The sequence below is a fragment of the Dyadobacter jiangsuensis genome (assembly GCF_003014695.1).
GTDB classification, from domain to species: Bacteria; Bacteroidota; Bacteroidia; order Cytophagales; family Spirosomataceae; genus Dyadobacter; species Dyadobacter jiangsuensis.
In genome coordinates this window covers 188982-204803 of record NZ_PYAS01000017.1, presented here as the reverse complement: position 1 = coordinate 204803, position 15822 = coordinate 188982, and the positions used below count along the sequence as shown (strand labels likewise).

Below are 15822 nucleotides of genomic sequence, written 5' to 3'. Positions count from 1 at the left end.
ATCTTGCCCATGTATTTCTAATGTCGTAATTAAAAATACAAAAAAGCCCTCGTTCTACATAGTAGAAAAAGGGCTTTTGCTTTTGGGTCACCCTCTATTACCTGCATTGAATTCTTTGAAACATGATACTGATGAATTTTAAACCTTTGAAAATACTGCTGGGCTTATTGGCCGGTACTACTGCTGCTTTTGGACAAACCGCTCCGGAACAAATGGACCTCTATCTCCTCATAGGTCAATCTAATATGGCCGGGAGAGGCATGACGGACGCGGCATCCCAACCCAATTCATCCAAAATATGGGCTATTAACCGCCATAATGAATGGAAAATGGCTGCCGACCCGCTGCATGAAGACAAACCGGCGGTGGTGGGGGCAGGCCCGGGCCTGACTTTCGCGCAGGAAATGCTGCAAAAACAACCGGGACGCTCGATTGGCCTCATTCCCTGTGCAGTGGGCGGGAGCGGCATCGACGACTGGCAACCCGGTGCCAAACATGAGCAGACCGGCATTTATGCCTACGACGAAATGCTCGCCCGCGTGAAGGAGGCGCAGAAACGCGGGACGATCAAAGGTATCATCTGGCATCAGGGCGAATCCGACAGTTCGCCGGAGAAAAAAGGTGCATATGCCGCTAAACTGGCTGATTTTTTCAAGCGCCTTCGCCGGGATACTCATACGGATAATGTGCCGGTCGTGGTCGGAACGCTTGGGGATTTTTATGTAGCCAAAAATCCCGATGCGGCGGTTATCAATCAGATCATCGCCGATTACGCGAAGGGTAACAAGCTGGTTTACCTGGCGTCGGCCGCGGGCCTGGTGCACAAGGGCGACGACACGCATTTCGATACCCGTTCGGCGCGGGAATTGGGTCACCGGTATGCGGAGGCGTTTTTGAAAAAGGAAGAATGAAATATTCCCGCAATGTATCGTAAGATTTGTCGATCATGGGGTGAGTATCGGGGTTTTTCGTCATAGGCATATCACCGTAGGGAATTTATAAACATTCAATTTTATTAATTGACAGCCTCACAAACCTGACCAACCATTTTTACATGAAAATCAAACAATTTACACTCCGCGCGGCGCTCCTGGCGGCATTGGCTTGTGGATATTCTGCTTCGGCGCAGAAAGGCAAACCGCTTTTCCCCGAACAGCCGGGGATGGTTTCGTATACTTTTAGGACGAGCCTTTCTAAAAACACGGCAGCTACGCTGGACACGATCAAGGCGCTGAAAATTACCGACATGGAGTTTTCAAGCCTGTTCGGCAAAACAGCACCGGAGCTCCGGAAGTTGCTCGACGAACGTGGCATCAAATGCTCGTCGTTTGGTGTGGGGTATGACGACGCCCTCAACAAAACCCAGGAGGTTGGTAATAATGCCAAAGCATTGGGTGCGAGCTACGTTCGCGTAGCCTGGGTGCCGCATAAGGGACCTTTTACCCTCGAAATGGCCGAAAAAACGGTGGCGGATTTCAACAAAATCGGTAAGCAGCTGAAAGAGGAGTTTGGTCTGACGTTCTGCTACCATAACCACGGTTACGAATTCGAAAAACACGGCGAGGGTACGCTCATGGATTATATTATCCAGAACACCGATCCTAAATTCGTCAGCTTCGAGCTGGATATGCTCTGGACATTCTTCCCCGGACAGGACCCGGCGGCGCTGATCAGCAAATACCCCGACCGTTTCAAACTCATGCACATGAAGGATTTGAAAAAGGGCATTACCGGCAATATGTCGGGCGGCACGCCGGTCGAAAATGATGTGGCATTGGGTACGGGGCAAATCGACATCCCAGCTGTGCTGAAAGCGGCCAAGAAAGCGGGATTGAAGCATTACTATATCGAGGACGAAAGCCCGAGCTACGCGACGCAGGTACCGCAATCGATCGCGTATTTGAAAAGTTTGAAATATTAATTGGAAAAATAGAAGTGGCCTCCGTACCTGCACATTTGCTGTGGGAACGGAGGCCATTTTTTTGCCCTACAACGGATAAAATAGCCCGGTGAGCGAGCCCATGATCAGGGCGGTTACTACCACACCCGTTCCAAAAATCCAGAATGCTTCCTTTTTGAACCGGTCATTACCTCCCGAAGGTGACCAAACGGTGGCGAGCTCCATGCTGCGTGCGTAATGCGCGCAGGCAATATGCGTGAATGCGCACAACACCGAAAGCGTGTAGTAGGGGATGAAAAACAGCTTTTCCGGGTAATGAACCGCCACGCCCGAAGCAAAGTAGAAGTCGGTTTCGACATGCCACTCGTAACGAGCCAGCAGCACCGCCCTGACGTGGTTGATCAGGAAAAGAGAAAGGTAAATCCCGCTAACGGCCTGCGCGATTACGTACAACGGCTGCTTTCTGAACCCTTTGGTGAAAACCAGTCGCAGGCCGCTGAAAATCTGTATGGTGACGCATAGCAGCAGCAGCACCTCCACCGGTGGGAATCGGTACACCATGCGGAAGTACTTCATGACGGTAATATGCAGCGCCGGCCCGCCGAGGGCGAAAAGATGGTTGCTGAGGTGCAGCACGAGAAACACCGCGATGATGATCCCGGAAATTCTATGTATTTGTTTCAACTTCATTGGTATATTGTGCAGCTATCAATTATTTCCTGGTTGGATATTCGGGTGTGTAGGACGCCCGGCCGTCCTTGATCAGAAACAGCAGCAGCACGCGTGAAGGTTTGTTCGGGAGTGGATTGGCGGCCAGTGAATGCAGGATATTTCTTTTTTCAAAAAACATCTGGCCTGTTTTGTACAACACGGGAGGCGCGTGATCGAGCCCGATCTGCACCTCGCCTTCGAGTACGTAGCCGAAGAGATCGCAGTCGTGCCGGTGGCTAACGGTATCGGTCGCGCCGGGGGCGATCGTCATGACCGATGATTCGAGTTTGTAGCCTTTCAGTTCGGCATCGGTGAGCCATTCACTGCGCACGTGCTGAAACTGGAATGGATCGGCTTTGACACTGGCTTTCGCATGCTCGTGTTGCGCCATGGCCGGAAGCGCGGCAAATGCCGCCAGGAGGAAAATAATAGTTCGCATTGGGTCGTCGGGTTTTGGTGATAGAGGCAAATATAAATGTGCCTCTTCGTGGCCGGATAGTCCACTAACCATATTGTTGCTAGTCCAGAATTAAACCATCATAAATGATTGAGCTCGGTAGCCTCATCAAGGTTTGCAGGCCAGGGGAATTGCCCGTGTACATTCAAATTGTACAACAAATCAGTTCATTGATCCGGGAGGGTATTCTGTGTCCCGGCACGCAGATCCAGTCCAGCAGGGAACTGGCCCGGTCGCTGAGCCTTCACCGGAACACCGTCGTGGCTGCATATGCCGAGCTGGAAGCGCAAGGGTGGATCGACGTGACGCCGAGGAAGGGCTGCTTCGTGGCACCGGAAATGCCCGGGACCGTACCCGCGCCATTGGTTAAGCAAGCAGGAGCCTCGGGAATGGGGTATCCTGCTACGACCGGCTACGAGATCGGCTTCGAAATACGGGACGAATTGCAAGTCAGATATCCCTCGGGCGCTTTCAAATATGTATTTAATGAGGGGTTTCCCGACGTCCGGCTTACACCTCTGAACGACCTTTTGCGCGAGTACCGCGTGATCGGTAGCCGGAAATTCGCCCGAGATTATCTTTCCTACACGGCCAAGGAAGGTTCGCCGCGCCTGCGGGCTGAGGTTGTGCGAATGCTTCGGCAGACGCGGGGATTGAATATCGGCATCGAGAATGTGTTCATTTCCAAAGGTGCGCAAATGGGTATGTACCTGGCTGCCTCGCTGCTGCTGAAACCCGGTGATTCGGTCATTGTCGGCGACCCCGGCTTTTTTGTGGTGACCCAGATGTTCATCCGCCTCGGCGTGAACGTATGTCGTGTGCCGGTGGACGGGGAGGGAATCGACGTCGACGCCGTGGAAGCCATCTGCCGCACCACGCCGGTGAGGCTCATTTATGTAATTCCGCATCACCATCATCCTACTACCGTCACATTGTCGGCGGCGAGGCGTCTCCGGTTGCTGGAAATTGCCGGAGCGCACCGGATCGCGATCATCGAGGACGACTTCGATTTTGATATTCATTATGAAAGCCATCCTACATTGCCTATGGCGAGCCGGGATGCCGGCGGGAGTGTCATATACGTGGGCACGCTGACCAAAATTCTCGCTCCGGCGATCCGGCTCGGGTTCATCGTGGCACCCGCCAACCTTATCGCTTTGCTGGGCCAGCACCGGTATGTGGTCGATTTGCAGGGGGATAACCTCCTGGAAGAAGCTGCGGCGGAATTGCTGCGCAGCGGTGCAGTAGAACGCCACCTCAACAAAATCCGCGGTTTATACAAAGAACGCCGCGATCTGTTGTGCGCAATGCTCGCCGAGCATCTGCCGGGCATCGTTTCCTTCACGGTACCCACAGGAGGAATGTGCCTTTGGGTGCGATTCCACGGGGTGGGTACGGTGCAGGTGGCGGCGGAAGCCCAGCGGCTCGGGCTTTTTATCAGGGACGGGAAGCGGCATAACCCGCTGGGGGTCGATTTGAATGCCATCTGTATCGGTTTTGCGTCCCTCAACCCCGAAGAATTGCGCGAAGCAACTACGCTGCTTATTGAGGCGACGTTGCGTGCGATATCGGGCAATGTGCAGATTGTCCAGCTAAACCGGCAAATTGTATAAGGATAACTGTTGCTGGGTGGTTACTTTTGCGCTGTTATTTAGAATGAGTCTATTTATTAATAAAACCGAATGGCTGGTACCCATCCGGTTTGCTGCGCCGAGGCGCATTACTTGTAAACGCTGAAACATTTAAAGCAATGCAAATTAGTAAAATTCTGCAGACAGGGCTGCTTTGTGCCTTGTCGTTCGTCGCCCTTGCCCAGCAGGCGGATGTTACCCTTCATGGGCAGGTCAGGTCGGAGGAGGGGGAGACACTCCCCGGCGCTTCTGTGAGCCTGAAAGGGACTGCTCACGGAACCTTCACCAACGCCGATGGCAAGTACACGATCGAGCACGTACGCCCCGGTTCTTACAAGTTGCTGGTGTCGTTTATGGGGTACCAAACGCAAACCAAAGACATTACCCTCAAAGCCGGCGAGCATTTCAAACACAATACCAAACTGGTTTCCGAAACCCGCGAGCTGGAATCTGTTTCGGTGATCGGCCGGACCGAGACGAAGGAGATCAACCGCCAGGCATATAATGTAACGGCGATCGATGCCAAAAAGCTGCAAAACTCCACGCTCGATCTTTCGCATGCGCTCGATCGCGTATCGGGGGTGCGGGTACGGGAGAGCGGGGGTGTGGGCTCGAACATGAACTTTTCGCTCAACGGCTTCACCGGCCGCCAGGTGAAGTTTTTCCTCGACGGTGTGCCCATGGATAATTTCGGTTCCTCTTTTCAATTGAATAATATCCCTATCAACCTCGCCGAACGCGTGGAGGTGTACAAAGGCGTGGTGCCGATCTGGCTCGGCTCGGATGCCCTCGGCGGTGCGGTGAATATCGTCACCAACACCCGCCAGAACAGCTACCTCGATGCTTCCTATTCCTACGGCTCGTTCAACACGCACCGCACGACGATTAATGCCGGTTACACGGCCAAAAATGGCTTTACAGCCCAGTTGAATGCATTTCAGAATTACTCGGATAACAATTACTGGATCACCGTGGACGTGGCCGATGTGAATACCGGCGAGTATTTCCGCAACCAGCGTCTGCGCAGGTTTCATGATACTTACCACAATGAAACCGTGATCGCGAATGTGGGTGTGGTGGGCAAGAAGTTCGCCGACCGGCTTTTGCTGGGGGTTACATTGGGTAAAAACAAAGCCGAAATCCAGACAGGCGCACGGATGGTGAGCGTTTTCGGGCAGTGGCACCGGAAGGGCAACATCGTGATGCCGAGTTTGAAATACCAGAAGAAGGATTTGTTTGTCAAAGGATTGAATGTCAATATCTCAGCTAACTATAACCTGGGCCAGGAGCAGAATGTGGATACGGTTTACCGCCGCTACAACTGGTTTCAGCAATTCAAACAATACGAAGGAAATGGCAGCGAGCGCGAGCGGTCGCTGTACAAGTTCCGGAACAACAACGGCCTGGCCACGGCGAACGTAACTTACCAGATCGATCCACGCCATTCGGTGACGATTAACAATGTATTGAACACGTTCAACCGGAAAGGGGAGGACGAGCTTTTCCCGGAGTCGGCCAAGTATGAGCAGCCGCGCGTGAACAGGAAGAATGTGCTCGGTTTGGGCTATAAATTCGACTATAACGAACGCTGGAATACGTCACTATTCCTCAAACACTTCTCGCAGAATAACAAGTTTTCAGTTTCCTATAATCCGACCGGCAATTGGGGGGACGAAGCGTTTTTAGTTCAGAAAAACAATTTCGAAAAGCTGGGTTACGGCATTGCTTCCACCTATTTTCTATTCAAAAACTTTCAGCTGAAAGGTTCATTTGAAAAAAGTTACCGCTTGCCCGAAACCGACGAGCTATTCGGTGATCTGCTGAACCTGGAAGGGAATATCAATCTCGACCCCGAAACCAGCTACAACTATAACCTGGGTTTCAGCTACAACGGCGCGATTAACCGCGTGCACCGGTTCAGCGTGGATGCGAATGTGCTCTACCGCGACGCGCAAGGCTTTATTCGCCCCCGCCTGAATGCGAACCAGACCAAGCAGGTGATGGATAACCTGGCGGATGTGACCAACTTCGGTATCGACGGCGAGGTGCGTTACTCGTACCGGCAGCTGTTCACGGCGGGCGCCAATCTCACCTACCAGAACCTTCGCAACAATACGCGTTTCGAGGAAGGTTACATCACCGAGAGCCCGCTCTACCGCGACCGGATCCCGAACATGCCGTTCCTTTTCGGGAATGCCGATGCGGCAGTTTTCTTCAAAGACCTTGGCAGGAAAGGCAACACGCTAACGCTTGGCTATAACCTGCTTTACGTGCACGCCTATTACCTCTACTGGCCGAGCCTGGGCAGCGACAAGCTGGACATTCCCGAGCAGCTGAGCCACGATGTGAACCTGGTATACGCCGTGGCCGACGGCCGGTACAACGTGTCGCTGGAATGCAAAAACCTGCTCGACGCAAAGCTGTTCGATAATTTCAGCTTGCAGAAGCCAAGTCGTGGTTTTTACGTCAAGCTACGCTATTTCATCAGTAAATAATCTTTCACAATTCAATAATCCAATCAAAATCAGAAAATGAAAAAGTCATATTTGAAGTGGTTTTTCGTAGTGGGTATGGGCGTGGCTTTGGGCGCATGCAGCGATGATGATAAGACCGATCCTACACCGGAACCTGGCACAGGAACGCAGTCGCGCTATGTAGTGGCTTCGGCGCCGATCGGCTCGCAGGGTGTTGCGGATTACCTGCTTACCACGGGAGATCTGTCGCAGGGTACTATCAGCACGGTAGGGCAGGGCATCGAGCAGGATGGATCCTATCGCTATTACCTGACGCATAAGGGTAAGTTTTTCAGCCTGTTGTACGGTCAGGGCAACCCGGGTGCCGTTACCACTTATGCATTGGATGAAAAAGGTGCACTGGTGAAAACTTCTGATTTTCAAAGCGAAACCGTTCAGGTATTTGCACCGGCAGGCGACGATATCCTCACCATCAAAGTTCCGAGAAGCGGCAACGAAAGTGCGTCGTGGTTCCGCATTAATGCAGATCAATCCAAAATCGTGGGCGAAGGCCAGGTGAACATCGTGAAACTCGCAGGCAACGGCGAGCGTGCGCACTTCACGTGGGCTACGCAGGTAGGCGACAAGATTTTTGCTCCTTACATGAGCATTAAAGGTGCGGCGCCGGATGTATTCGGTACCGCCAATCCCGATAGCAGCTGGATTGCCGTGTTCTCTTACCCCGCTATGACCCTCGACAAGGTGATCAAAGATAACCGTACCAGCTTTATTGGTTCATATTTCAATAATGGATTGTCGGTAGACGAAAACGGCGATGTATACGGTTTCTCGCCGGCATCCGCGACCAACAGCGGTGTGGCTACATCCACCAAGCCGTCGGCATTTGTCCGCATTAAGAAAGGTACGACCGAGTTCGACCAGAGCTATTTCTTCAATGTGCAGGAAAAATCAGGCGGTTATAAGATTGCCAACCAGACATACCTGGGCAGCGGCAAATTCCTGCTTTATATGTATGGAGACCTCGGCAAGGCATCCGGTGCGAAGAAACTGGCTATTGCGGATGCTTACAACCAGACATTTACATGGGTAACCGGCGTGCCTGATGTGATCGCGTCGTCGTCGGCTTCCTATAACAACAATACTGTCAGCGATGACAAGAAGAGCGTCTTTGTGGGTATCAATACCGATGCAGGCAGCTGGGTGTACACAGTGGATATCGCCACTGCTACCTCCAAGCAAGGCCTCAAAGTCGAAGGCGGGGCTATTACCGCCATTGTTAAGGTCAAATAGTTTGGGTTTTAGAAGTACTACAAACCCCGTCGTACCACATGGCCGGCGGGGATTTGTGTTTTGCAGGAACTACGCCGGCTGCCGATATTTGAGGCCGCGAAGTGCGATAAGCGTGAAGAGGATATGGATTACATGGATGGCAAGATGATCGAGGAGCAGCAGCGTGCGGAATTTCCCCTGCACGACCTTGGTGATGCCTTTTTTGCGATGGCGACGATCGAAGGTGGCGACGAGCATTTCTTCAACGGCATCCATCGTCACGACTTTTACGAACTGCTATGGTTCACCGACATTGAACCCGGGCAGGCACATTACATTGACTTTAACCCATATCCCATCGCCTGCAACCAGGTTTTTCTACTGCTGCCCGACCAGGTGCACAGTATGGATCAGCGCGGCAAATGCGGTTTCCTGATGGCCATTTCGAGGGATTTTTTCGAGCGGCTCATTGGTAATGATATTTTCAAACTCTTCAAATATTCCACCAATTTTTGCGTCACCATACCCGAATGCCGCTTACCTATTCTGAACACACTGCTGGGCCTTATCCGCACCGAATATGAGGATGCCGGGCGACCCGCTATCCTCGAATCCTACCTTCGGAGCTGGTTCCTGCATTGCATCGACCTGCAAAAAGAAACCGGCGATCCCGTCCCACGCGACCCGCGCCTGCAAATGCTGCTGGAATCCATCGAAACCAATTACCGCAAGCAGCGCAAAGCCGATTTTTACGCCAACGAGCTATCACTCAGCGCCAAACGGCTCAACGAACTGACCCGCAGCTCATTCGGCAAAACCATCAGCCAGATGATCAACGAACGCCTCATCCTCGAAGCCAAGCGCGAGATCGGCTTCGTCCGCAAGCCAATCAAGGAAATCAGCTACGAGCTGGGCTTTTCCGAGCCAGCCTACTTTACACGGTTTTTCGGGAAACAGACGGGATACGCGCCGGAGGATTTCAGGAGGCGGATGGCGACGTTGTATGAGGGGTGAATATGTATAGAAAAGTGCTGTTTTCTATACAGGTTTTTTGGATATGTATAGAAGAGTGCCATTTCCTATACATGTTATTAAATTGGGGAAAGACTATTAACGTTACCCAGGAGGTCGTAAAGATCCAGATTGATATAATAATTATCCCTCCCGAATTTCTGCTTGTGAAGAATCCCGATCTGAGCGAGCTGATCCAGATACCGTGTTGCAGTGATTCTGGATACTTCCAAATCGGCCATTACGAAATCGATTTTCGTGTAGGGGTGTCTGAAGAATCCACTCTTCCCATGCATTGTGTGTGCGTACTTTTTGCAATAGTCGGTAATAGTCTCCCTTATGTTGATTGATATACCGGCTCAGATATAGGACAGGAATGTTCAGCAGGCCTTCCTTCACCAGATACAGCATATTGATAATTCGGCCCGTACGCCCATTTCCGTCATAAAAAGGGTGAATGCTTTCGAATTGATGATGAATGACCGCCATTTTGATAAGCGGATCCCAATCGCTTAACGAGTCGTCGTTGATAAATTTTTTTAAGATTGGACATAAGGTCCACGATCTCGTCATAACTCTGCGGCGGCATGTATACCGTTTCACCGGTCAGGTCGTTTTTCAACAAGGTACCCGGCACTCTCCGAAATCCCGCATTATTGGCCTCGATAGTGCCCTGGATTTCTAGAATGTGGTTATTAGAAAGGAAGCCGGCCTTTCTGACAATTTCAAACCCGCTTCTTAGCGCCCCCGCATACGTGTGAACCTCCTTAGCCGCCACATTCTTGAATTTCTCGGCAAAAGTGTCAAACTGATAAAGCTCGTCTTGTGTCGTTACAATATTTTCAATCGCGGAGCTGTCCTTCGCTTCTTGCAATGATAGTGTGTTGATCAGGATCGTTTCATTGGGAATTCCCACTACTGAGCCTTTCAACTCCGCCAAAGCACTGCGTGCAGAGGTAACCTTTTTTAGCACCGCTTTGGTTTCAAGGTCGATATCCAGGGGAAGAGGAGATATTTTGTAAATCATGTGTCAATTAATACCTCTGTAAAGCTGATTTTTCGGCAAAGTCATGAATACAAATATATTAGTTAGGTTCAAATAACAAGTCTATCCAATCAGCCGTGGTTTTCGGTATATCACCCTACTCTCAACCCAAAATCAAACCGCTCGCTTACGACCCTCCGTAAAAGCCCGATTTGCCCGCAGTGGTACATGGTATGCTTTACATTCCAGTCGATGGCCTCAAACTTGTTGGTCGCGACGGGGTGTGGGGTCGGAGTGGGTTCCAAGGGGTTTGATACGCTCCTTAATGGAAATATTGATAGAATATTTATGACGAAATTTTTGTAAAAACGCCTACATTTGGCGAAAACAGTCCGGTGAAAAAGGTTTTCTCCATCCTCATGTGCGCGCTGCTGCTCTATAACATCATGGGCTTTCCGCTCGTGTATTGGATAGGGGAGTATGTCGCGAGCGGGCATGGCGAAGAGACTTCTTCCGGGGCTGTTCTTCCCGAAGAATTGCTGGTACTGAAAATCCCGATCATGGTCCCTTACCAAACCGACTGGCAGGTAGCGGAACAGGCCGAAGGACGCTTGCGGCGGGGCGACGACTTTTATCAGATCGTCGAACAGCAGCTGATGAACGACACGCTGTATGTAAAATGCAAGCTGGATGTTTCTGCGAAGGACCGTTATCTGGACCTCGTGTCGCACGTTGACAAACACGTGAAAGGCGGCGTCATGGACTGTAAAGGCAAAGCGCCTCAGGTGCTCAAAAACTTCTTAAAAGATTACCTCACATTCAACAGAAGGCATTGGTTTTTTGTCATTGACTGGGTTCGGACGGAAACCGGTTTCAAAGGCGTTCTGCTGACCATCCCTTCTTTGTTCCTGCACGTTGCATCGCCTCCTCCCAAGGCAGCTTTTTGAAATAACATCCGTACATGAGACACCCCTCCTTGCAGCCACCAGCGCATGAAGGGGCTGCTGCGTGTATGCTTTGTGGTATTCGAAAAAAGCTAACACATAGAACATGAGGCAAAAACTTATACTTTTTACCGTCGTGCTTACGGGCGCGCTGGCCATAAGCCTGTGCACGAAGCCGACGTCGGAAGACAAAATGCTGGGCTTGTTGCAGGAGTCGAAGCAAAGGGCGTTTAACTACCAGAACAATTTCTGTCCGGACGCCCAGCTGATGTACCTCGACTCCCTCCTGAAAGCGATACCGCCTACCGAGGTGGCACAACAGTTCAGGGTAAAACACTTCAAGGCCAATGTATTGCTGCAACTCGGGCGGCCCGATGATGCAATCGGCATCCTCAGAGGCCTGGAACGGAACCCGGGCCCGTTTGAGGCATTGCCAGGTGTCATGCGTAAGGTAACCGACGATATGGCAGTGGCCTATTTGCGTTTCGGGGAGCAGATCAATTGCGTGAGCAACCACTCGGTGGACGCATGTATCCTCCCGATCAAAAACGGCGGAATACACCGCAATACCAAAGGGTCGAAAGGTACCGTGGATATTTATAAAAGAATGCTGGCCGAAAAACCGGACGATTACGAGGCATTATGGCTGCTCAATATCGCGTATATGACGCTGGGTGAGTATCCGGCGCGTGTGCCGAAGAAGATGCTGATCCCTTCCATGGACGCCGAGGACCCCGTCGCTGTGAAGCCATTCGAAGACATCGCACCGGATCTGAAACTGGATGTGAGGAATATGGCCGGCGGAGTCATTACCGAGGATTTCGATAATGACGGCTTCCTGGACCTGGCGATGTCGGGCTGGGACCTGAGCGAACCGATGCATTATTTCAAAAACAATGGCGACGGGACATTCACGGATAAATCGGAGTATTCGCGGTTGAGTAAATTCGCCGGTGGATTGCACATGACGCAAACAGACTACAATAATGATGGCTTTAAAGACATCTTCGTGCTGCGCGGCGCGTGGCTGGGCAGTCCTTACGGAGACCAGCCCAATTCGCTTCTCCGCAACAATGGCGACGGGACCTTTACCGACGTAACCATCGACGCGGGCCTGTTGTCGATGCACCCCACGCAGACAGCCACCTGGAACGACTTCAATAACGACGGCTGGCTGGATGTGTTTATTGGGAATGAAACGACCATCGGTGCCAACTACCACCCGTGTGAACTGTACCTGAACAACAAAAACGGCACTTTCACGGAGGTAGCGAAACAGGCCAATACCGCTGTGGCTGCTTTCGTCAAGGGCGTTACTTCCGGCGATTACGATAACGACGGCTGGAACGACCTCTTTATTTCGACACTTAGCGGGCGCCGCTTCCTGCTTCGGAACAAGGGTATTTCCAACGGGAAAGTCAGCTTCGAAGACGTAACCCAGGCTGCTGCGCTGGACAAAGACCAGAACCGCAGCTTTGCGACCTGGTTCTGGGATTATGACAACGATGGATGGCAGGATATTCTCTGCGGGGATTATACGATGGATTACGCATTGAGCTACTACGCCGCCGCCGAGCGATTGGGTAACTCGCCAGAATTCCATGGGCAGCCGGTGCTTTACCATAACAACCACGACGGCACCTTTACGAATGTTACCAAGGCAATGGGCCTCGATAAGACCGGCTTCGCCATGGGCGGCAATTTCGGTGATATTGACAACGACGGCTACCTCGATATTTTCATCGGAACCGGTAATCCGAGTTACAAATCGCTGATACCTAATAAGATGTTCAAGAATGTCGAAGGTAGGGGCTTTGCGGATGTGACCACCTCGGCAAAGGTAGGGAGCTTACAAAAAGGACATTCTGTCGCATTTGCCGACATGGATAACGATGGTGACCAGGATATCTACATCGAAATGGGCGGCGCCTACATTGGAGACGCTTACCAGAACTCGTTCTTCATGAACCCCGGCCAAAGCGAGCACAACTGGATTTCCCTCGACCTGGAAGGTGTAACGGCCAACAAGGCCGCCGTCGGTTCGAAAATCAAGCTCACTTTTACCGAAAATGGTAAAAGACGGAGCGTCTACCGTGTCGTGTCATCCGGAGGAAGCTTCGGTTCGCAGCCATTCAAGCGGGAGATCGGTTTGGGGCAGGCTAAGACGATCGACGAGATCGAAATCCGCTGGAATGGCAGTGGCAAAGTTCAGAAACTGCAAAATATCGCCGCCAACCAGTTCATCAAAATCCGGGAGGGAGTTGCTGCACCGGAGAAAGTTTTAATCAAAAAACTGACTTTCAAACGTACCCATGCGCACGAAATACCGGTTTGTGTGCCGGTAGCGAAGGCGTCAATCTGACCGTTTTTTCAGAACCTCGCGGGGAGCAGGCATCTAGTCTTCCCCGCGGGGTTTTGTTTTTATTGATGGATATTTATTATGATTAATATCATTAAATTGTAAACACCTTCCGCTTTACCGAGTATTTCCCTGCGTTTTTCCAACTCATTATTATCGTTTTTGCCCGTGAACCATCCATACAGCAGCTATTCCGAACAGGCCTTGATGACGCTTGTGTGCGAGCAGGACGAGGAGCTGGCATTCAGGGAGTTGTATCGCAGGCATGTGCGATTGCTCGTGCATACGGCCATCCGGAAAACGGGTGTGAAGGCAATCGCGGAGGATCTGGTGCAGGAAACTTTCGTTAAGTTCTGGCTAGGGCGACATAAGTTTGACATACAAAAAAATATTCAGGCCTATCTCAATGGCACGCTCCGCCATTGCATTATCAACTACTATCACCAGGAGCAGCGCAAGCAGGTGTTGACGCTCGAAGACGACGATTTTCTGCCGGATAACGTCACAGCCGAAAACCTGGACTTCAATACCCTCAATGAATTCTACGAGCAATCACTGCTCAAACTGCCCGAAAAATGCCGGGAGGTGTTCACGCTCAGCCGCAAGGGGTACAGCCTCAAAGAAATTGCCGGCCAGATGGACATTTCGGAGAAAACGGTGGAAGCCCACATCAGCAAAGCGCTCAAAATCCTGCGCGTGGAGATGAAAGATTACATCGTGCTGGCAGTGCTGATACTTCCTGTCATTTGACACATCCAATTTTTTGAAAAAAAATTCCTATTGGAGTAAGGGTTGTTCCCGCTTTTCCATGACTGTACTGTTAGTCGAATAATAAGTGTAAAAACTACACCTAATGAAAAAGCCCCCGTTATCTCCTGAAACCCTTAAAAAGTACCTGGCGAACGAATGCTCGGACGAAGAGCGCCGCCTGGTGAATGAATGGTACCAACAGCTGGACGAGCCTGTGGACGAGCCTTTTACCGATTCGGATCAGGACAGGTTGTACAACCGCATCAAAACGTATCTCTCCGAATTGCGCAAGAGTGACGAGCCAATAACGCCGGTGTATGGCTTGTGGCATTATATCGGGCGCATTGCGGCGGTGTTCGTGATTGGGCTGGGGTTACTTTATTTTCTCTACCAAAAACCAAAGGATGTGGCGCAGGCTGCAAAGCCGGATGGTGATTGGGTGACGTTCACGAATAAAAAGCCGAAAATCGTAGCGCATATGTTGCCCGACAGCACGGTGATTTGGTTGCATCCCGGAGCTACTGTTTCCCATACACATCCGCTCGTCAACCGACACGTGACGTTTTCGGGCGAAGGCTTTTTCGAGGTGAAACGCGATCCGTCGCGGCCATTTGTGATCCATACCGGTGACCTGCAAACGAAAGTGCTCGGTACCAGCTTCAACGTGCGGGCGATCCCGGGGGAAGAACAGGTGAAGGTGTCCGTAGCGACGGGTCGTGTCGAGGTGAGCGACGTGCAAATGAAGGAGCGCGTGGTGCTGCGGCCGGAGCAGGAGGTTGTTTTCGAGCAGAAATCCAAACGCCTGGAAGTACAAAAAGTGCAGGAAAAAGCTACGGATAAGGAGCTTTGGCAATCGGCGTCGCTGGTATTCAATGAAACGCCGATGACGGAGGTCGCCGAACGCTTAATGCAAACATTCCATGTAAAAATCGGTTTCGCGGACGACGGCCTGGCAGATTGCCGCCTAAAAGTGGATTTCACGAATCAACGTTTGCCCGAAATCCTCGACATGATCGACACGCTGCTGGGAAGTACCTATCGTATCGAAGGCGACAACATTACCCTGAAAGGCCAAGGATGCCGTTGAAGCGCGTCAGCCCCAGTTCAAATAATGACCATACGTGACCACCCCTGACTACAAATGACCACCCTTGACAATCCAGGACAACTTCCCCAACTAACCCAAATTAATCCCCTGACAACCATCATGAAAACATAAGTACCCTCACCCAGCAACTTTTAGCCACAAAAAAATCAGGAGTGGTTGCGACACCCCTGATGGAAATGCCCGGCTAAAACATCCCGGAACGTGCGGTTCACAGGCTCGCCCG

General features: G+C 51.4%; 14 protein-coding genes and 1 pseudogene. 10 read left to right on the top strand and 5 right to left on the bottom strand.

The features are described 5' to 3' along the window. The first annotated feature begins 131 nt into the window (after positions 1 to 131). Both CLV60_RS29055 and CLV60_RS29050 read left to right on the top strand, forming a co-directional pair. A complete protein-coding gene (locus tag CLV60_RS29055) occupies positions 132 to 911 on the top strand; it encodes a sialate O-acetylesterase (RefSeq protein WP_106598911.1) in 780 nt (259 codons plus the stop codon). 143 nt (positions 912 to 1054) lie between these two features. Then, positions 1055 to 1921, top strand: coding sequence for a sugar phosphate isomerase/epimerase family protein (locus CLV60_RS29050; protein ID WP_106598910.1), 867 nt, complete (start codon positions 1055 to 1057; stop codon positions 1919 to 1921). Between the two features lie 66 nt (positions 1922 to 1987). Here CLV60_RS29050 and CLV60_RS29045 read toward each other — a convergent pair whose 3' ends face one another. Together CLV60_RS29045 and CLV60_RS29040 are read right to left on the bottom strand one after the other, a co-directional pair. Then, entirely contained in the window at positions 1988 to 2590 is a 603-nt protein-coding gene (locus CLV60_RS29045; protein WP_106598909.1) for a succinate dehydrogenase/fumarate reductase transmembrane subunit, read from the bottom strand. Between the two features lie 22 nt (positions 2591 to 2612). Further along, entirely contained in the window at positions 2613 to 3050 is a 438-nt protein-coding gene (locus CLV60_RS29040; RefSeq protein WP_170118896.1) for a cupin domain-containing protein, read from the bottom strand. 104 nt (positions 3051 to 3154) lie between these two features. Here CLV60_RS29040 and CLV60_RS29035 point away from each other — a divergent pair, with 104 nt between their 5' ends. The 4 genes from CLV60_RS29035 to CLV60_RS29020 all read left to right on the top strand — a co-directional run bounded on the left by CLV60_RS29035 (position 3155) and on the right by CLV60_RS29020 (position 9456). Further along, complete coding sequence (locus CLV60_RS29035; RefSeq protein WP_106598907.1) at positions 3155 to 4681, top strand: aminotransferase-like domain-containing protein; 1527 nt, start codon at positions 3155 to 3157, stop codon at positions 4679 to 4681. A gap of 137 nt (positions 4682 to 4818) precedes the next feature. Then, entirely contained in the window at positions 4819 to 7194 is a 2376-nt protein-coding gene (locus tag CLV60_RS29030; protein WP_106598906.1) for a TonB-dependent receptor, read from the top strand. A gap of 36 nt (positions 7195 to 7230) precedes the next feature. Next, a complete protein-coding gene (locus CLV60_RS29025) occupies positions 7231 to 8463 on the top strand; it encodes a DUF4374 domain-containing protein (protein ID WP_106598905.1) in 1233 nt (410 codons plus the stop codon). A gap of 123 nt (positions 8464 to 8586) precedes the next feature. Next, positions 8587 to 9456, top strand: coding sequence for a helix-turn-helix domain-containing protein (locus tag CLV60_RS29020; protein ID WP_106598921.1), 870 nt, complete (start codon positions 8587 to 8589; stop codon positions 9454 to 9456). A gap of 77 nt (positions 9457 to 9533) precedes the next feature. On the opposite strand, the gene CLV60_RS35075 is transcribed toward CLV60_RS29020, so the two are convergent. The 3 genes and pseudogenes from CLV60_RS35075 to CLV60_RS29010 all read right to left on the bottom strand — a co-directional run bounded on the left by CLV60_RS35075 (position 9534) and on the right by CLV60_RS29010 (position 10743). After that, positions 9534 to 9695, bottom strand: a complete 162-nt coding sequence (locus CLV60_RS35075) for a hypothetical protein (protein WP_374755663.1) — start codon at positions 9693 to 9695, stop codon at positions 9534 to 9536. 542 nt (positions 9696 to 10237) lie between these two features. Further along, positions 10238 to 10480: pseudogene (locus CLV60_RS35070) on the bottom strand (Fic/DOC family N-terminal domain-containing protein); the annotation flags it as partial. A 110-nt stretch (positions 10481 to 10590) separates the two neighbouring features. Next, positions 10591 to 10743 (bottom strand): hypothetical protein, encoded by a 153-nt coding sequence (locus CLV60_RS29010; protein ID WP_211302286.1) that lies wholly within the window; start codon positions 10741 to 10743, stop codon positions 10591 to 10593. Positions 10744 to 10833: 90 nt separating this feature from the next. Between CLV60_RS29010 and CLV60_RS29005 the strand changes: the two genes are divergently transcribed. The 4 genes from CLV60_RS29005 (at position 10834) to CLV60_RS28990 (ending at position 15578) form a co-directional block, all read left to right on the top strand. Further along, the gene (locus tag CLV60_RS29005) at positions 10834 to 11385 is read left to right on the top strand and encodes a hypothetical protein (RefSeq protein ID WP_170118886.1); all 552 of its coding nucleotides are present in this window, start codon (positions 10834 to 10836) and stop codon (positions 11383 to 11385) included. A 103-nt stretch (positions 11386 to 11488) separates the two neighbouring features. Then, on the top strand, positions 11489 to 13744 hold the full coding sequence (locus CLV60_RS29000; protein WP_106598903.1) for a CRTAC1 family protein: 2256 nt from the start codon (positions 11489 to 11491) through the stop codon (positions 13742 to 13744). Between the two features lie 165 nt (positions 13745 to 13909). Next, entirely contained in the window at positions 13910 to 14491 is a 582-nt protein-coding gene (locus tag CLV60_RS28995) for an RNA polymerase sigma factor (protein ID WP_146151616.1), read from the top strand. A gap of 103 nt (positions 14492 to 14594) precedes the next feature. Continuing rightward, positions 14595 to 15578 (top strand): FecR family protein, encoded by a 984-nt coding sequence (locus tag CLV60_RS28990; RefSeq protein ID WP_106598901.1) that lies wholly within the window; start codon positions 14595 to 14597, stop codon positions 15576 to 15578. Positions 15579 to 15822 lie beyond the last annotated feature (244 nt).